Origin of the sequence: Roseomonas sp. CCTCC AB2023176, assembly GCF_042259275.1 — a bacterium.
Lineage (GTDB): Bacteria > Pseudomonadota > Alphaproteobacteria > Acetobacterales > Acetobacteraceae > Roseomonas.
Genome location: NZ_CP170087.1, coordinates 115,373 through 131,811 on the forward strand (window position 1 = coordinate 115,373; position 16,439 = coordinate 131,811).

Genomic DNA, 16,439 nt, shown 5'->3' on the forward strand with positions numbered 1-16,439 from the left:
TCCGGGGTGAATGTTAGTGCAGCGTCGGCCTGGGTGCCACGGGATGTGTGGCCCCTGTGGCTTGTTGGCGTAGAGCCGCGGGCCAGGCCGCGAACGCGGGCAGCACGACTTCCGGGGCGGGCGGTCTGAATTTCAATGATGCGTGCGGGCGTACGCTGTTGTAGTGCCGGCGCCAGCTTTCGATCACCGCCTCCGCCTCGCGCAGGCTGTAGAAGATCTCCCCGTTCAGCAGTTCGTCGCGCAGCCGAGCGTTGAAGGACTCAACGTAGCCATTCTCCCATGGACTGCCCGGGGCGATGTAGGCCGTCTTGGCGCCGACTGCTGCGATCCAGCCCTGCACCGACTTCGCCACGAACTCGGGGCCGTTATCTGAGCGGATGTGGTCGGGCACGCCGCGCAGGATGAAGAGATCGGACAGAACGTCGATCACGTCATCCGCCCCGAGCTTGCGCCCCACCCTGATGGCAGGGCACTCGTGGCTGAACTCGTCGATGACGTTCAGCAGCCTGAACTTGCGCCCGTCATGGGTACGGTCCGCGACGAAGTCGTCGGACCAGACGTGGTTCGGCCGCTCGGGACGCAGCCGAACACAGGAGCCGTCGGCCAGCCAGAGGCGCGCGCGTTTCGGCTGCCGTCGCGGCACCTTCAGCTCCTCCCTGCACCAGATCCGCTCGACCCGTTTGGCGTTCACCAGCCAGCCCGCATTCCGCAGCAAGGCTGCGATCTTGCGGTAGCCATAGCGGCCATACTCCCGAGCGAGCTCGACGATGTCGGCCGTCAACCGCTCCTCGTCCTCCCCGCCCCGCGGCACCTTGCGCTGCGTCGAGCGGTGCTGCCCGAGCGCCGCACAGGCGCGGCGCTCGGAAACACCCATCGTCTCCATGACGTGCTCAACACAGGCGCGCCGGCGCGCGGGGCTCAGAAGTTTCCCCGCGCGGCCTCCGCCAGGATCTGCTTGTCGAGCGTCAGATCCGCCACGGGCTTCCGGAGCCGGGCGTTCTCCGCTTCCAGCTCCTTCATCCGCTTCACCGCGTCGGACTTCAGCCCGCCGAACTCTCGCCGCCAGCGGTAGTAGGTCACCTCCGTCACCCCGATCGCGCGGATCGCCTCCGCCACCGACTGCCCCTGCGCCACCAGGAAATCTACCTGCCGCAGCTTCGCCACGGCCTCCTCAGGCCGGTGCCTCTTGCTCGCCATCTCGGTCCACCTCCGGTCCAAAAACATACCTCAGGGCGGACCACTTCATTGGGGGAGGATCAGGGGAGTGCTGTCCATGTCGCGTGCTGTTCGTGCCGAAGTTGCGGTCCTCGGGATCGACCTCGGGAAGAACAGCTGCAGCGTCGCGGCCCTCGACGCCGCGGGACGCGTGGTTCTCCGGCGCCGCATGCGGCGCGAGGCGGTCATCGCCCTCGCCGCCGAGCTGCCGACTTGCGTGGTCGCGATGGAGGCCTGCTGCGGAGCTCACCACGTCGGCCGTCAGCTCGCCGCACGCGGCCACGACGTGCGCCTGATGCCGCCGGAGTACGTGCGCCCCTACGTCAAGGCGCAGAAGAACGACGACCGCGACGCCGGGGCGATCGCCGAGGCCGCGACGCGGCCGACGATGTGCTTCGTTTCCCTCAAGACCGAGGCGCAACTCGACATGCAGTCGCTCCACCGGGCGCGCGAGCGCCTCGTCGGTGAGCGCACGGCGCTGATCAACCAGGTCCGGGCGCTGCTGCTGGAACGGGGCATGACCGTCCCGCAGGGAAGACACAAGATCACCCCCGCGGTGGACGCGCTGCTGGACAATGATGCCGACCTGCCCGCTTCCATCTCGCCCCGGGTCCGCCTGCTGCTGGAGGACATGCGCGCGGAGTGGCGCGAGCTGGACCGGCGCATCGCCGCCTTCGACGCCGAGTTCCGCGCCTGCGCTGCCACCGACCCGGCCGCGCGCCGGCTCGCGACCGTACCTGGCATCGGCGTCCTGAACGCGACCGCCCTCGCGTCCGCACTCGGCGACGGTGCTCCGGCCTTCGCGCGGGCGCGCGACGTGCCGGCGTGGCTCGGCCTCGTGCCGCGCCAGGCAACGACAGGCGGCAAGCCGAAGCTCCTGGGCATCAGCAAGCGGGGCAACGGCTACCTCCGCAAGCAGCTCATCCACGGCGCGCGGTCGGCGCTGCCGAAGGTGGCCGCGACCGAGACGCCGCTCGGCGCCTGGCTGCGAGGTCTGCTGGGGCGGACGCACAAGAACAAGGCGGTGGTCGCGCTCGCTGCCAAGCTCGCCCGCATCGTCTGGGCGGTGCTGCGGGGTGGGCGGGACTACGACGCGCGCGCGGCCGTGGCCGCGGCGTAGGAACAGGAGATCGGTCGCGGGCGCCGCATCGGCGCCGCGACCGCCGAGGTCTGTGGGAGGTGGAATACGTGATGGCCTGACGGTCGACCGGCATCCCGGAAACCTGGTTCTGTGAATGGCAGTCCATGCCGAGGCGTTTATGAGGACCGGGGTGCGCGGAGCTCCATCATGGCGGGGAGCGATGCTCCGATGCCGGATACGTTGGCGCAGACTGCTCGGACCGGATCGTCGAAACCACTTGCAGACGGGGCGGGCCATACGCTGACAGGATGGTACGGCGTGGGCGGCCTATGTCGACCACTCCCGTGAACCGACCGTAGCCTCGCGACATGGGCGGCCTGCACCTGATCACCGCGAACCGACGTCGACGCTGCTCCTCAGCGACGGTCCTCGTGGCTGCGCGCAAATCGGACCCTCCCTAGTGGTGCTTGCTTCCTCGTAGCCCCACCAGTCAGGGCGGTCCCTAGCCCGCGCTCTCGAACCCCCGCAGCCCTCAGCTCCGGGGGTTTTCATTTGTCCCCTTGCCAGGCGAACCCCATGCGGAACCACGACCCGCCGACCTTCTGGACCGTGAGGTCGGCGTGCCGGCAGCGCGAGTCCGCTGAGCTTGTTCGCTTACTCCAGCGGTAGGACACCACCATGAGCATTCGCGTCGGCATCGTCGGGATCAGCGGTTTTGGCGGCGGCGAGGCGATGCGCCTAGTCGCGAGCCACCCGTTTTTCGAACTCGTCTACGCCGCGGGCGAGGGCAGCGCCGGCAGCCGATTGGGGGACCGCTTCCCCGGTGTGCCAACCAAGCTAGCCGAGTTGGCGATCGAGAAGTGGGATCCTGGGACGCTGCCGAAGCTCGACGTGCTGTTCGCGTCCCTGCCCACGGGTACCTCGGCCGAGGCGCTGGCACGTGTCCCCAAGAACGTAAAGATCGTCGATATCGGCGGGGACCACCGCTACGTCGAGGGTTGGGCTTACGGATTGGCCGATGTCTGGCCAGCCCGGATCGAGCATCAGGCCCGCGTTGCCAACCCCGGCTGCTTCCCCGCGGCGACGCTGACCGCGCTGGTGCCGCTGCTGGCCAACGGGCTGATCGAGCCCGGCAACATCGTGATCGACGCCAAGACCGGCATATCCGGTGTTGGCCGGGGCGGCGCCGACAGCAGGTTCGGCTACGCCGAGAGCAACGAGAATCTGGTGCCCTACGGTCTGCTGGAGCACGTCCACATGCCCGAGATGGTCAGGACGATCGAGCAGCTGAGCGGCGGCAGCGCGGCCGGCTTGGTTTTCACGCCACACCTGGTGCCGATGACCCGCGGTATCCTCGCCACGGTGTACTGCCGCGGTCGCGCCACCCCGGGCGAGTGCCTGGACGCGGCCCGGCGCTTCTACGCCGGCCGAGCGTTCGTCCGCGTGACCGACAGGCCACCGCAGACAAAATGGGCCACCGGCTCGAACCTCGCGTTCGTCAGCTATGCGGCCGATCCAGAGCGCAACTTGTTGATCGCGATGGGCGTGGTCGACAACCTCGGCAAGGGAGCGGCCGGCCAAGCGGTGCAGAATGCGAACCTGATCTGCGGCCTGCCAGAAACCGCGGGGCTGGATAGCGTACCTGTTTGGCCATGAGATCTTATCTGCAAACGGCCGGGTGGCGCCCTCTCGCCCCGCACCGCGCCCACGCTGCTGGTCGCGGACGTGGCGGAGCTCTTCGTGCGCTTCTCGGGCGCGGGCACGGCGGGGAGAGTCGGGCGGGCCGAGGCGGTCGTCGCACGAGCCTGCGACCTCGTACGCGACCGTTGGACCTTCTACGCCACGGGCTGGCGCGGCCCGGCGCCGCCGGCCGGCGACGCCAACTTCCAGCGCGACCTCACCGCCGTCGTCACGATCGCCCTCGCCCGCCAGCTCGGCGTTGAGGGCGGGTTGGTCACCCGATGCCGGTCCCCTCGCCTACCGCTTCCCGACCTACCCCGGCGATGGACTCAAGACCGACATTCCCGCCGGCGAACTCGACCGCATTCGGGCGGTGAACGAAGCGGCGGCGCGCGACGATGTCCCTGTCGCCTGAGACTACCCCTTGGGGGACCGCCTCGACGAATATGCCGCCCTCGCCGCGCATCCGCTCGATCCGAGCCTCCGCGAGCGTGCGCGCGGGCGTGCCGCGCTTGTCGGACTCAAGTCGTTGCAGAAGGGGCTTGATCTCGTATAAGTCTTCGTCCGGAGATGTCTCGCAGATCCAAGTGCATGCGGTAGGCGCGTCGCTGAGACGGGGCGGGTGTCGGCGGGGGTCTCTGACACTGAACCGGTGCCGCTCACGCCAACGCCGGAGCCGCCCGGTCGTTTCGTTGTCGGTGTTTGGCGGTCGGTGCTGGTAGAGCGGCATGGCAGCGGTGCTCTTTCCGAGGGCATCTCGCACGTGTCCGAGGGATCGTTGGCACTGAACGCCAGCCAAGGCAGCCTTGGGCGAACGTCCTGCTCGCATATACCTAAGTCAGAGCGCCCCCATCGCGTGGGCTACTGCGGCCGGCCTCACGAGGGAGAGATCGTTCCAATCGGTCCCCCATTCGCCCGTCCGGAACGTTGGAAAGACCGCGATGCCGCGGACGGCCGCGGCGGCCGCCTCCGCCCGCTCGCGTCCCACGTTCGGCAATGGCGGTCGGCGAAGCGGCAGATGACGGTCGTCGTCCCCGGCAATGATGATATGGCGGGTGGCGTCGCGGACACGGTAGGACCGCGCGACCGCCTCCAAGTTGTGCGCGTTGAATGCGACGGCGACCGCACGCCCCGTCGCCTCGCGTAGCGTCGCCGCCGTCGCGAAGCCCTCCGCGACGATGAGCGGCGCGCCCGGCGCGAGCCGGCCGAGCAACATGTGCCCTCCGTCGGTCCGCGCTCCCTTGAGGAAGAGCTTCGACCCGTCCGGGCCGATGCGCTGGAGGCCCCAGAGTCGCCCGTCAATATCGGCGACCGGCACGAGCAGCCTACCCTGGCGATCCACCCGAAGGCCGTGCGGCCCGACCCCCTTCGCGGCGAGGTAAGGGTGTGAGGCCGCGGGTGTTGCTGCCTCCCAAATGCGCGCCGCGAGCCGTGCCGCACGGCGCTGGCCTTCCATTCGCGCGCGGGTTCGCCGCTCGGCGACCTCTGCGGCCTCCCGGGCGAGGGCGGCACGCTCGCCCGGCCGTAGGGCGCATGGCGCGTCCGCGCGCCAGCGCTCCTCCGCGCCGGTGCGGTGGTTCCGGACGTAGCCCGCGGGCCAGGCGTCGAGGTGGCCGACATAGGCCCCGGACCGCTGCCGCCCCCGGTCTCCGTCCACGCGAACGCGATGGAGCACGCCGTCCATCAACGGCCGCCCCTCGACGCGCAGTCCCATGCGACGCAGCACCTCCGTGAAGGCGGCTTCAATCTCGATTGCCGAGAAGCCCTCGTTCAGCGTTGACGTCGGGGAGCGGCGTGGTTGGGTGGCCGGTCGTGTTTCCTCCCGCCGCCTGCCGACGGCGGGACCGTTGAACGTCCGAGATGGGGGCAATGCGGGATGGCGCGTTGTGGGCGGGAGAGGCGCACCCGAGTGGCGCGCCCCCTCCCCCCATTTATTCATCCGCGGGCTCGGTTCCACCCGTCCCCCCCGCGAAGAGGAAGTCCGCCGCCGCCTGCGCCCGGCTCGCGGCCGTGAACACCGCGCGCCGGTCCCCCCGGAGCAGGTCGAGCCAGCGCGCGACGTAGCGGGCGTGGTCGGCCCGTGGCTCGGCCGCGAGACCGAGAGAGGCGAGAAGGAACGCCGCCCCTAGTTCCGCGACGAGTTCCTCGGCCGCGTAGGATCCGGAGCCGAACCGTCCGGTGAGGTCGCGCGCGAGCCGGGACGGGTGCCCCGTCCAGTGCGTCACCTCGTGGGCAAGGGTCGCGTAGTAGCCCTCCGCCGTGCGGAAATCCCCGAAGGCGGGCAACCCCACGTAGTCGCCCTCGGGCGCGTAGAAGGCGGCCGTGCCGCCGTGCCGCAGGTCGAGGCCGGGGAGCGCGCGGAAGAAGCGCTCCGCTCCCGCGATGCGGGCCTCCTCGGCCAGGCACGGGCGGGTGTCGGCTGGAAGCGTCGCCCCGTCCACCTGGGCGGCGTTGAAGACGGCGTAGGCTCGCGCCCAGGGGCCGCGACGCGCTCCCCCTGCCCTGCCTTCCTCCTCCGACTCACCCGACGTCGAGGGCGCTCCGCCTGGGGCGGAAAACCGCCAGAACACGACGGTCGTCGCCCGCTCGCCCTTCCGGACCCCCCGCCCAACTCGCCCCATTGCCGATACGTGCCCCACAGCCCGGCCGGGTAGCCCCGTGCCTCGGCGGCGGCCCAGCGCGCCAGGATGTTGACGCCCCGGTAGGCCGCACCCGTCGCGACGTTCGTCGGCATGGAGGTGGCAGCGCCCGCGTCGCGGCGGCGGTGCCACGGCATCCGCCAGTCGGCGCCCCGCGCCATCCCCGCTTCAATCGCGGCGACGATCGTTTCGGTGACGCGCGCGTACACGTCGCCGCGCTCCTCGTCGGCATTCGGCCGGGCTGCGGCGGCAACCCGGTGCCGGACATCGCCCCGGCGCGGGGCGGCTTCCAGGGTGGGGATCATGCGACCCCCCGTGCGGCGACGGTGGCGATATTGCCTTCCCACCCTCCGATTACCGACGGTTCGTCGACGGCCTCGTCGCGCTCGCCCGGGGCGCCCGCGTGGGCATAGGCGCCGAGCACGCGGGAGGCGGCGGCGATGCGGTGCTCCAGGTCCCCCGCCCGGAGGCGGAGGGCGGCGGCGGGCGCCGAGTGCATCGGAAGGGCGGCGAGCCGCTCCCCCACGTCGGCGAGTTCCGCGACGGCGTCCTCCACCATGGAGGCGGCCGCGTCGAGCCAGAGGTCGTTCACGGTCCCGCCTCCCCGACCGCGAGGAACAGGTCGTAGCCGGCCGTCTCGATCTCGGTCGCGGCGTCACCCGCGAGGGAGAAGAGCCCGGCCGCGATGGCGCCGTGGACGCACCGGGCGGCCTCCTCCAGATCGCGCAAGGCGCGCTGGGCGGTGTCGAGGGCAGACGCGAGGTCCGCGAGGGTGCGGGACACCCGCATCCCCCGAGGGGGAGTGATGGAGGCGACGGGAGACGCCGCGACGGACAGGGCGCGCGAGAGGACGGGAAGCGGGCGCGGGAAGGGAAGGGTCATCCCCGGCCTCCTTCGGCACGCACGGCCATCGTGGTCCGGCAAAGCGCGACGGGGGATGCGGAAGAGTTGCGCGCGACTGCACGCGGCCCCAGTAGGGGGTCAGCCTGGGTCATGGTTCGTGTCCATGTCTTGGGTGAGGCTGGGGAACGGGGCTGCAACCCTGTCCCTGGCCGCCGGTGTGCTCACCGGCAAGAGGAAGATAGCAGAACCGGCCGAAGAAGCAAGCGAATACAGCGGGTTAGCGCAGTTTCTGCTTCACGGAAGCGCGTGCTTCGGCAGTCAACGCGCCGCGCCAGCTAGTCGAGGCCAAGTCGCATCTGCCCCTCGGGTGTGCCTTCCACATACACCCCTTGCTTCTTCTCCGGTCTTTACTTCAGCACGACCCTCCTCGACCTGCCCTTTGTTCGACCCGCGCCGGAGGCGAGGGGCGAAACACTACAGACGCCCTTCGTCCCGACGGGGCCACCCGGCCGGCGCGCGCAGCGGGGGTCAACGGGGCATGGGCGCTGCGCTCGCCGGGATCACGCCTGCGCGGCCCCCGGTCGCGCACCCGCAGGGCGCCGCAGCGCGGCGGGGGTGATCACAGCACTGCCCTCCCCGGCCCCGTTGACGCCCGCGAGCACGCTGGCAGCCTCGGCCCATCGGCCCATCGGCCCATCGGCCCATCGGCCCATCGGCCCATCGGCCCATCGGCCCATCGGCCCATCGGCCCATCGGGACATCGCGAACGGCCTCGGCCGCTACCCCGCGTGAGGGGGCGTCACCCGCAGGGCGGAGACCCCGCAGGGGGCTCCGGGAGGCCGAAGGCCGAGTAGCACCCGACCCCTCGCAGCGGGGGCAAGCCCAGTCCCTCTCCCGTTCACCATTGCAATCAATATCGAACCGGGATATGTATCGTCATGCCCGACGAGGCGATGCGCCGCCTGCTCGACTACGACCGACGCCGCTACTGGCTCGCGAACGGGTGGAGCATCCGCTTCCGGATCGCGGAGGCCCCGGTCACGACGGGGCGGCCGCACGGCATCAAGTACGCGTTCACGCTGCACGACGTGGACCGGACGCGGCTGCTCGGCTTCGACAACGCCCACGGGCTGCCGCGCGTGCAGGCCTACGACCACCGGCACCAGTTCCGCTGTACCGCGGAGTTGGTGGCCTACGACTACCGGGGTGCGGACGAGCTGATCGGCGACTTCTTCGCCGCCGTCGAGATGGCCTGCCGGACGGAGGGCGTGGCGTTCGAGTTCGAGGCCGAGGACGTCGAGTTGGAACCGGAGGACGACGATGGCACGCAAGAGCCTGTCTGAGCTGCGGGACGAGATGCGGGCGGTGGCGCGGGGGGAGGTAAGGGCCTCGCCGCTCCCGGCGGCACCGTTGCTCGCGGCCCTCTCGCGCGAGGCGCTGGATCTGCTCGGCGTCGTGCTGCGCGAGCGGCCGGCGACGGTGGCGGAACTCGTCGCCCGCACGGGCCGGGCGCAGCCGAACGTGTCGCGCTCGCTTCAGCAGTTGGCAGGGCACGGCCTGATCCGGCTGGAGCGGGAGGGGCGAGAGGTGCGGCCAGTGCCGGTGGCACGCGAGGTGCGGGTGGACCTGCTGCGGGGTACCTACGAGACGATGCCGCTCGCGGGGGCGGCATGAGGAACATCGCCCGCAACCGTCGGTGGGGAACGTGCGCCGGCAACGTCCCCGCCGCCGCTCGGCCGAAGCCGAGGTCCTCGCTACGGCGGCGGCGCTGGGCCGCGTCGGCGCGCTCGACGAGCGCGCGGTGGTCACGGGTGGACCCGCTCAGGGGCACCGTTGCGCCGGCAAGTCCACACTGCGGCATTCGGCTTCGTAGGCGGCGAGGGCATTGCCACGTTGTCGCCCGCTGGCCGGAACGAGGCGGCTGGGCCAAGCTGGCCGGATGTCGCCAGAGCCCGCCACCTATCCCGGCTACCGCTTCCCGGCAGAGGTCATCCGGCACGCGGTGTGGCTCTACCACCTCTTCAGCCTCAGCCTGCGTGACATCGAGCTGATCCTCGCGGAGCGGGGCATCACCGTCACGCACGAGAGCATCCGCCGCTGGGTTCTGCGGTTCGGGAGTGAATTCGCGGGGAAGCTACGCAAGCGGCGGCCGCGGCCGGGCGACACCTGGCACTTGGATGAGGTCTTCCTGAGGATCAACGGCGAGCTGCACTACCTATGGCGTGCGGTGGACGAGCACGGTGTGGTGCTCGACCTTCTCGTCCAGGCGCGCAGGGATGCGAGTGCAGCCAAGCGGTTCTTCAAGCGGCTGCTGGTCGGGCTGAAGGACAAGCCGAAGCGCCTCGTGACCGACGGTCTGCGCGGCTACGGGGTCGCGCATCGCGAGGTGATGCCGCAGGTTCGGCATCGGGTTAGCCGGTATCTCAACGACCGCGCCAAGAACTCGCACCGACCGACGCGCCGCCGAGAGCGGCAGATGCAGCGCTTCAAGTCGCCGCGGCAAGCGCAACGCTTCCTCTCGGCTCAGGCGATGATCTACGGCCACTTCCGGCCGCGACGTCATCTGATGACCGCTGCCCAGCACCGCCGCGCTCGTGCCAAGGCCTTCCGGGTCTGGCGTGCGGAGACATGCGTCCAGACCGCAGCGTGAACCCGCGCGCGATCCATCGTGCGGGCGCGTTCGGCGTCACGGCCAACAACTTGACGATGCCGGGCGGGCGCCTCAACGCGAAGCGAGAAGACGATCGGCCGACGTCAGATCCCCCGAGTTTTTCAACTCCCGGCAGGCGGCCTGGCCGTAGCGCTCGTGCTCCGCCGTTGCCGCGGCGGTGGCGTAGAGGCGGGTACCCAGCATCATCCAGCGGAGCGACGCCTCACCGCCCTCGACCTCGTCGGCGTGGCGCCGGACATCCACGGCCTGCCGAGCAGCAACGAGGTCTCTAAGACGGGTGACCCAGTCGGCGTCACGGAGATTGCAGGTGCCCGCAAGGTGGGCGACGCGGAGGACGTCTCCCGCCAGGAGCACGCGATCGCGAATGGACGAGACGCGGGCCGCATCGTCCGCCCGAGCCGCCCCTCCGAGCAGGAGGGCCGCCAGCAGGGCGAAGCAGCGGGCGGTCCGCCCCGTCACGAGCGGCCGCGCTCGGCGGCACGCAGCCCCGCTCCGAGGCTCGAAGCCAAGCCGGTGAGGTCCGTCGTGCGCTGGATCTCGGCCGCGACCGCCTCCCGTGCCTCATCGAGCGACCCGGCAGCCAAGCGGCGCACCTCCGTGTGGAAAGCCGAGCCGGTACGGTCGGGCGTCGCGGTCACGAGGAGCCAGGGGTGCCCGGCGGCGGCGGCGAGGGCTGAGGAGGCGGCGCCGATCGCGCTCTCCAGCACCGAGGGATCCTGGCGTGACGGGCCAGCCTCCCCAGAGAGGACGAGCATGCGAGCGAGGAGTGCGGAAAGCGCGCCCACCGCCGCCTGGTCCGCAGGCGCGACGCCCGGCATCGCATCGGCCACGCCGACCTCGCCGCGGGGATCCCGGACCACGCCGCCCGCCTTGCGGAGCAATTCCTCGCCACGGGCACGGTACGCCTCGCGCGCGAAGAACCCCTGCCAGAGGCCGCGGGAGGGGATGTGGACCGCAACGTACCCGACCGCGTCGGATGGCACGCCGTCCCTCATGTTGGGCCCTTTTCCATCGGGCTTTCCTACCACGAAGTTGCGCCGTCCGGATCCCTCCGGCACAGGCTCGGCGAAGGTGGACCGCTGGGGATGTCCGGTTCACCCGTCGCGTATGTCGCCGCCAATCCCCTCTTGCTTTACCTTACCGTACTCGGGCGCGGTGGCTCATCGGCCCGGCGCAAGCAAGACGACCGCCGCAATGGCTGTGCCCACCCCGAAGGCGCCGAGGCTCATCCCGAACAAGACGGCCGCCACCCCACGCCACCGGTTGGACGCTGTCACGCGTAGCCCGAGTGCGGCGTTGTGCGACAGCGTGATGCAAACCGACACGAGGACGGCAAGCATCACCCCCGTCGCGTACGCGAGCAGGGCAGGCCCGACGCGCGGCAGGAGTCCCTCGAGCGTCATCCCTCCCCGCCCAACGAGATTACCGATGAGGGTGAGGAGGGCGACGCCACCACCAGCATTGACGACGAGTGCCTGGCCGACCGCGTGGCGAGACGCCTCGGCACCTACCTTCGCGAGTTCGGTGAGCGTCGTCACCTGGAGCCTCCACAGGTCCATCGCGACGCCGTGTCTTCGGACGGCAGCGTCACGCTCCTCCGGCGTGAGGCCGTCGAGGTTCGGAAAGGGCGGCACGGGAGCGTAGCCGGGCGTCGACGTCCTGGAGTCGGGCCTACCCTCCGGTGGCCCCTGTATTGCGGACATGAGGTCTCACTCCGCAGCGGCCGCGAGCGATGAACTGGCGATGGACGACGAGCCGAGCACCCCAACGACGACGCCCTGAGATGCAAGTCGGGTCGCGAGAGCACCTCGGGGTGACCCCGTGCCGAGCAGCTCGGCAGGCGGCGACGCGAGGCGGACAGGTCGCCAGTCCATCACCCAGGTAACGGCCTCATCGATCATCGTCTGGGGCAACGCGATGTGGACGCCGAGGATGGCGGACAGGACCACCTGCCGGATCTCCTCCGGTGGTCTCTCGCGCCGGACGGCCTCGTCTCGGCGGGCAATGGCTAGGGCGGAAGTCTGACGCGACAGCCAAATAGGGGCGGGAAGGGTCGCAGCGGGGGGCTTCTGCATGCAATGGAAGGACTTTGGTGCGGCATGGCGATCGGCGCCGTCCTGACGGCGGCCCTCTACCTGGCCCGCCTTCTGCGCCATCTCGCCGTGCACCAGGCGCGCGCCTTATGTTCGGATGGTGCCGCCGCATCGGCCGGGCTTTCGTCCAAGCCGCGGTGCTGGCCGAGGATAAGGTCCAAGGGGAAGTTGCGGGAAGCAGCGCAGACCGGCGAGCATGCGCCCATGACAGGCCATACCGATATCGCGGCTGACGGATGGGTGGCCCGGCTGCCCCGTGGCCTTCGGCCCTACGTTCTGCTCGCACGCCTCGACCGGCCCATCGGGATCTGGCTGCTCCTTCTGCCAGGGCTCTGGGGCATCTTGCTCGCCCAAGCCCCGTGGCCGGAGACGGTGTGGCTCAGCACCCTGTTCGCCGTTGGCGCGGTGGCGATGCGCACGGCCGGGTGCGTCGTGAACGACATGTGGGACCGCGACCTCGACCGGCTCGTTGTCCGCACCGCGGGGCGACCGCTTGCGTCCGGCGCGCTTGGGATGGCCCAGGCGCTGGCGCTCCTGGCGCTGCTCCTGACGGCCGGGCTCCTGGTGCTGCTGCAACTCAATCCGCTTGCCCAGGCGCTCGGCGTCGGGTCCCTCGCGTTGGTGACGCTCTACCCGTTGGCGAAACGGGTGACGTGGTGGCCGCAGCTTGTGATGGGGTTCGCTTTCGGCTTCGGCGCGCCGCTCGGCTACGCCGCCGCGGCCGGTCGGATCGATTGGGCCTGTGTGGCTCTCTACGCCGGGGCGATCGCCTGGGACCTCGGCTTCGACACGGTGTACGCCCACCAGGATCGCGAGGACGATGCCGCTGCCGGCGTCCGCTCCACCGCCCGCTTGTTCGGGCAGCGCACGCGGCCATTCCTCGCGTTCTGCTACGCAGGGACCGTGCTTTTGGCGGGTACGGCTATGGTGCTGGCTACCTATCCCTGGTGGGCGCTGACGCTGTTGCTGCCAGCGGCCCTCGTCTTTGCCTATCAGGTCGTGCAGCTCGACATCGACGATCCGGCAGGATGCCTGCGTTTGTTCCGCCTCAACCGCGAGGCAGGACTTCTGCTCGGCCTCGCGCTGCTCGCCGGACACTTTTAGGAGGCTGCGGCGGGTGCGAAGCCGCACCCGCCCGCCCCGCCTGTCGCGAGCCGAGCCCGCCCGCTTTGCCCGCTGGTGGCTACAAGGGTTCACCAGCCGGATCGTCTCGGGCTGAAAGCCGCCACGAATGTAGAATTCGATCGCGCGCTGGTTGTGTGCGAACACGTCGATGCTCAGAAGGAGCCGGCGGCGGTTGGCGGGAACGTGCTGGCCGTAGCGGGAGCGCTGACAGAACCCTTCGTCGCTCATCCTCGCGCGCCCACGACCTCCATGACTCCTCGCTCCGTCACCCGTCAACTCGGCGCTGATCCACTCCACCCGCCCATTATGCTCCGCCGATTCGCGGGACGAAGCACAAGAGGTGGGAGTCTTGGCGACGACAAGAATACCAGACCTAGCCCGGCCTGCGGTCGCGATCGAGTTCCTGTTTCGTTCACGCCCCCCCACCCCGGCTCCCTGGATCGCCCACATGGAGGACGAGCCCACCCCCTACGACGGCGGGGAATAGGCAACTTGTTGGACGTGGTGGCGCGTCTGCCTACACGCGAATAGACGAGACGGCTTCACGCCGCCATCTGGGCGCAGATCTCCTGCTGCCAGATCCGGAAGGCCTTGGCACGAGCGCGGCGGTGCTGGGCAGCGGTCATCAGATGACGTCGCGGCCGGAAGTGGCCGTAGATCATCGCCTGAGCCGAGAGGAAGCGTTGCGCTTGCCGCGGCGACTTGAAGCGCTGCATCTGCCGCTCTCGGCGGCGCGTCGGTCGGTGCGAGTTCTTGGCGCGGTCGTTGAGATACCGGCTAACCCGATGCCGAACCTGCGGCATCACCTCGCGATGCGCGACCCCGTAGCCGCGCAGACCGTCGGTCACGAGGCGCTTCGGCTTGTCCTTCAGCCCGACCAGCAGCCGCTTGAAGAACCGCTTGGCTGCACTCGCATCCCTGCGCGCCTGGACGAGAAGGTCGAGCACCACACCGTGCTCGTCCACCGCACGCCATAGGTAGTGCAGCTCGCCGTTGATCCTCAGGAAGACCTCATCCAAGTGCCAGGTGTCGCCCGGCCGCGGCCGCCGCTTGCGTAGCTTCCCCGCGAATTCACTCCCGAACCGCAGAACCCAGCGGCGGATGCTCTCGTGCGTGACGGTGATGCCCCGCTCCGCGAGGATCAGCTCGATGTCACGCAGGCTGAGGCTGAAGAGGTGGTAGAGCCACACCGCGTGCCGGATGACCTCTGCCGGGAAGCGGTAGCCGGGATAGGTGGCGGGCTCTGGCGACATCCGGCCAGCTTGGCCCAGCCGCCTCGTTCCGGCCACCGGTCATCAACGTGGCAATGCCCGCGAGGTCGCGATGACGAGGCGGCGCTCACGGCCGACATCGTCGAGCTCGCGCGGCAGTACGGGCGCTATGGCTACCGGCGAATCACGGCGCTCCTTCGTGATGCGGGCTGGGCTACGAGCCACAAACGGGTCGAGTGGATCTGGCGACGCGAGGGCCTAAAGGTGCCGCGGCGCCAGCCGAAACGGGGACGCCTCTGGCTCGCGGACGGGTCGTGCAGCCGGCTACGCCCTGAACCTGTTCCCCGCGCACGTGGGGATGAGCCGTACACGTGCCGATCGCCCGGCCAGAGCGTCACCTGTTCCCCGCAAACGCAGAGTTGCAGAAGAGGGACGCCAGCGCGTCGTTTTCCTCGCCACTCTCAGCGTGTCCAGGGATCGGCGAGCGGTACGCCGCAGCCCGCGAAGCCGCCGGCGTCACGGGTCGCGATGAGCGCGGCCCCCTTGGCGCGTGCGATGGAAGCTATCTGGGCGTCGGCCGTCGCAACCGGCCGCCCTGCCGCACGCCGGGCGCCGACGAAGGGACCATAGGCGGTCGCCGCGGCGCGGTCGAAGGGCAGCACCCGTCCGCCGAGTCCCTCGCCGAGGAGGCGGGCGACCGCATTCTCCAGGAGGTCGCGGCGGCGCCCCTTCGGCAGGAGCGCGAGCCCGTAGGCGAGTTCGGCCTCGCTCACCGCGGTGGTGCAAAGATCGGCCCGGCGCTGGCGCGCGACCCAGGCGAGGACGGCAGGATCGGGCTCCGGCCGGGCGAGTTCCGAGAGCACGTTCGTGTCGAGGACGATCACCGGCGGCGTACCATGGCCTTCGAAGGCATCGTCCGCCTGGCGACCGCCGCCCTCCCACCCTCCTTCTTGCCGACCTGCGGCGGCGTGTCGCGCGATGGTGCGGGCCTTTCCTCCTCGAAGGCCGGGGGATCGCGGGCTGGCTCGCGCGGGGGCAGGTTCAATTCCACCCCGCCGAGGGGCGCGAAAAGCCCCCGCGCGAAGGCGGCGAGATCGGTCGGATCCTCCTCCGGGGCGGCGAGGGCGGCCTCAAGGATCGCGCGGGCCTCGGCCTCCATGGAGCGGGCGTTGTGGGCGGCGCGGACGCGGAGGCGAGATTTCAGGTCGGGGGCGAGGCCGCGGATGGTGACCGCTCCGGAGGGGGAGGGCGATCCGGTCGAGGACGGTGCTGGCACGGGAGGGTCGTCTCCGGCTAGGCTTCGCTGATAGCGATGAAGCAGTTTGCATGATATTGAGGATGATAGCATTGCTGGCAACGCTTCGGGTATACGAACTGAGCAGCCGCGAGGGCCTGACCACACCCGTTCACATTTCCTGAACCGGACGGCACAGCATCTCCGGCGATCTGGGACGTGCCGGAGCGCTTCCGGAGCATCTACGCCCACGCCGTGGAGGTTGCGCCTGGAGAGCGCCTCCTCTTCCTCTCCGGCCAGGTCGGTGTGCGACCCGATGGCGCCCCTGCCGAAGGCTTCGCCGCGCAGTGCGAAGCGGCGATGGCGAATGTTGAAGCCCTGCTGCACACGGCGGGGGGCACGCCCGCCCACCTCGTCAAGATCACCTACCTCCTGACCGACGCGGCCGACTTGCCGGCACTCGTCGAGGCGCGGCAGGCACGCTGGCGCGGGGCCAGCCCACCCGCTGTCACCGTGATGGTCGTCGCGGCTCTCGCCAACCCGGGCTTTCGAATCGAGATCGAGGCCGTCGCCGCACTGCCGAGCGCGGGGCGCGGTGACCCGTGATGTCGGCCATGTGGTCCTGAGCCTGCTCACGGTCCGCTCCT

20 protein-coding genes and 2 pseudogenes are annotated in these 16,439 nt (G+C 70.3%); 8 read left to right on the top strand and 14 right to left on the bottom strand.

Going from position 1 to position 16,439, the window contains the following annotated elements:
- Nucleotides 1–13: 13 nt before the first annotated feature.
- Nucleotides 14–1,197, bottom strand: a protein-coding gene (locus ACE7GA_RS26960; protein ID WP_376100645.1) for an IS3 family transposase whose coding sequence is annotated in 2 segments (ribosomal slippage) — nucleotides 14–933 and nucleotides 933–1,197 — 1,185 coding nt in all. Because the reading frame shifts where the segments join, the coding sequence is not laid out codon by codon here.
- A 76-nt stretch (nucleotides 1,198–1,273) separates the two neighbouring features.
- Here ACE7GA_RS26960 and ACE7GA_RS26965 point away from each other — a divergent pair.
- Together ACE7GA_RS26965 and argC are read left to right on the top strand one after the other, a co-directional pair.
- Nucleotides 1,274–2,335 carry an IS110 family transposase gene (locus ACE7GA_RS26965; RefSeq protein ID WP_376100647.1) on the top strand — a complete coding sequence of 354 codons (1,062 nt, stop codon included), beginning with the start codon at nucleotides 1,274–1,276 and terminating at the stop codon, nucleotides 2,333–2,335.
- A 639-nt stretch (nucleotides 2,336–2,974) separates the two neighbouring features.
- Nucleotides 2,975–3,952, top strand: a complete 978-nt coding sequence (gene argC / locus ACE7GA_RS26970) for an N-acetyl-gamma-glutamyl-phosphate reductase (RefSeq protein WP_376100649.1) — start codon at nucleotides 2,975–2,977, stop codon at nucleotides 3,950–3,952.
- A 298-nt stretch (nucleotides 3,953–4,250) separates the two neighbouring features.
- Here argC and ACE7GA_RS26975 read toward each other — a convergent pair whose 3' ends face one another.
- The 6 genes and pseudogenes from ACE7GA_RS26975 to ACE7GA_RS27000 form a co-directional block, all read right to left on the bottom strand.
- Nucleotides 4,251–4,706: a hypothetical protein gene (locus ACE7GA_RS26975; RefSeq protein ID WP_376100651.1), complete on the bottom strand. Its 456-nt coding sequence runs from the start codon at nucleotides 4,704–4,706 to the stop codon at nucleotides 4,251–4,253.
- A gap of 108 nt (nucleotides 4,707–4,814) precedes the next feature.
- Nucleotides 4,815–5,690: a toprim domain-containing protein gene (locus ACE7GA_RS26980; protein ID WP_376100653.1), complete on the bottom strand. Its 876-nt coding sequence runs from the start codon at nucleotides 5,688–5,690 to the stop codon at nucleotides 4,815–4,817.
- A 217-nt stretch (nucleotides 5,691–5,907) separates the two neighbouring features.
- Nucleotides 5,908–6,417, bottom strand: coding sequence for a zincin-like metallopeptidase domain-containing protein (locus ACE7GA_RS26985; protein WP_376100655.1), 510 nt, complete (start codon nucleotides 6,415–6,417; stop codon nucleotides 5,908–5,910).
- Between the two features lie 221 nt (nucleotides 6,418–6,638).
- Nucleotides 6,639–6,920 (bottom strand): annotated as a pseudogene (locus ACE7GA_RS26990) (ArdC-like ssDNA-binding domain-containing protein); the annotation flags it as partial.
- Complete coding sequence (locus ACE7GA_RS26995; protein ID WP_376100657.1) at nucleotides 6,917–7,207, bottom strand: hypothetical protein; 291 nt, start codon at nucleotides 7,205–7,207, stop codon at nucleotides 6,917–6,919. The gene ACE7GA_RS26995 and the pseudogene ACE7GA_RS26990, both read right to left, overlap by 4 nt.
- Nucleotides 7,204–7,497 carry a hypothetical protein gene (locus ACE7GA_RS27000; protein ID WP_376100659.1) on the bottom strand — a complete coding sequence of 98 codons (294 nt, stop codon included), beginning with the start codon at nucleotides 7,495–7,497 and terminating at the stop codon, nucleotides 7,204–7,206. The genes ACE7GA_RS26995 and ACE7GA_RS27000 overlap by 4 nt, the downstream gene beginning before the upstream one ends.
- 899 nt (nucleotides 7,498–8,396) lie before the next feature.
- On the opposite strand from ACE7GA_RS27000, the gene ACE7GA_RS27005 reads away from it, so the two are divergent.
- The 3 genes from ACE7GA_RS27005 (at nucleotide 8,397) to ACE7GA_RS27015 (ending at nucleotide 10,108) form a co-directional block, all read left to right on the top strand.
- Nucleotides 8,397–8,801, top strand: a complete 405-nt coding sequence (locus tag ACE7GA_RS27005; RefSeq protein ID WP_376100661.1) for a DUF6516 family protein — start codon at nucleotides 8,397–8,399, stop codon at nucleotides 8,799–8,801.
- Nucleotides 8,779–9,132, top strand: coding sequence for a MarR family transcriptional regulator (locus ACE7GA_RS27010; RefSeq protein ID WP_376100663.1), 354 nt, complete (start codon nucleotides 8,779–8,781; stop codon nucleotides 9,130–9,132). The genes ACE7GA_RS27005 and ACE7GA_RS27010 overlap by 23 nt, the downstream gene beginning before the upstream one ends.
- A 265-nt stretch (nucleotides 9,133–9,397) precedes the next feature.
- Nucleotides 9,398–10,108: an IS6 family transposase gene (locus ACE7GA_RS27015; RefSeq protein WP_376100665.1), complete on the top strand. Its 711-nt coding sequence runs from the start codon at nucleotides 9,398–9,400 to the stop codon at nucleotides 10,106–10,108.
- Nucleotides 10,109–10,180: 72 nt separating this feature from the next.
- Here the strand turns inward: ACE7GA_RS27015 and ACE7GA_RS27020 are convergent, their stop codons facing one another.
- The 4 genes from ACE7GA_RS27020 to ACE7GA_RS27035 form a co-directional block, all read right to left on the bottom strand.
- Nucleotides 10,181–10,588, bottom strand: a complete 408-nt coding sequence (locus ACE7GA_RS27020) for a hypothetical protein (protein WP_376100667.1) — start codon at nucleotides 10,586–10,588, stop codon at nucleotides 10,181–10,183.
- Complete coding sequence (locus ACE7GA_RS27025) at nucleotides 10,585–11,112, bottom strand: hypothetical protein (protein WP_376100669.1); 528 nt, start codon at nucleotides 11,110–11,112, stop codon at nucleotides 10,585–10,587. Before ACE7GA_RS27025 ends, ACE7GA_RS27020 begins: the two co-directional genes overlap by 4 nt.
- Nucleotides 11,113–11,289: 177 nt before the next feature.
- The gene (locus ACE7GA_RS27030) at nucleotides 11,290–11,763 is read right to left on the bottom strand and encodes a hypothetical protein (protein ID WP_376100671.1); all 474 of its coding nucleotides are present in this window, start codon (nucleotides 11,761–11,763) and stop codon (nucleotides 11,290–11,292) included.
- 75 nt (nucleotides 11,764–11,838) lie between these two features.
- Complete coding sequence (locus ACE7GA_RS27035; protein ID WP_376100673.1) at nucleotides 11,839–12,078, bottom strand: hypothetical protein; 240 nt, start codon at nucleotides 12,076–12,078, stop codon at nucleotides 11,839–11,841.
- Nucleotides 12,079–12,426: 348 nt separating this feature from the next.
- Here ACE7GA_RS27035 and ubiA point away from each other — a divergent pair, with 348 nt between their 5' ends.
- Complete coding sequence (ubiA, locus tag ACE7GA_RS27040; protein WP_376101002.1) at nucleotides 12,427–13,326, top strand: 4-hydroxybenzoate octaprenyltransferase; 900 nt, start codon at nucleotides 12,427–12,429, stop codon at nucleotides 13,324–13,326.
- Nucleotides 13,327–13,889: 563 nt separating this feature from the next.
- Here ubiA and ACE7GA_RS27045 read toward each other — a convergent pair.
- A complete protein-coding gene (locus ACE7GA_RS27045; protein WP_376100675.1) occupies nucleotides 13,890–14,600 on the bottom strand; it encodes an IS6 family transposase in 711 nt (236 codons plus the stop codon).
- A 54-nt stretch (nucleotides 14,601–14,654) separates the two neighbouring features.
- Here ACE7GA_RS27045 and ACE7GA_RS27050 point away from each other — a divergent pair.
- Nucleotides 14,655–14,894 (top strand): annotated as a pseudogene (locus ACE7GA_RS27050) (IS3 family transposase); the annotation flags it as partial.
- 125 nt (nucleotides 14,895–15,019) lie between these two features.
- Here the strand turns inward: ACE7GA_RS27050 and ACE7GA_RS27055 are convergent.
- Nucleotides 15,020–15,442 carry a type II toxin-antitoxin system VapC family toxin gene (locus ACE7GA_RS27055; RefSeq protein ID WP_376100677.1) on the bottom strand — a complete coding sequence of 141 codons (423 nt, stop codon included), beginning with the start codon at nucleotides 15,440–15,442 and terminating at the stop codon, nucleotides 15,020–15,022.
- Entirely contained in the window at nucleotides 15,439–15,834 is a 396-nt protein-coding gene (locus ACE7GA_RS27060) for a hypothetical protein (RefSeq protein ID WP_376100679.1), read from the bottom strand. Before ACE7GA_RS27060 ends, ACE7GA_RS27055 begins: the two co-directional genes overlap by 4 nt.
- A gap of 177 nt (nucleotides 15,835–16,011) precedes the next feature.
- On the opposite strand from ACE7GA_RS27060, the gene ACE7GA_RS27065 reads away from it, so the two are divergent.
- Nucleotides 16,012–16,398, top strand: coding sequence for a RidA family protein (locus ACE7GA_RS27065; RefSeq protein WP_376100681.1), 387 nt, complete (start codon nucleotides 16,012–16,014; stop codon nucleotides 16,396–16,398).
- The last annotated feature ends 41 nt before the right edge of the window (nucleotides 16,399–16,439 follow it).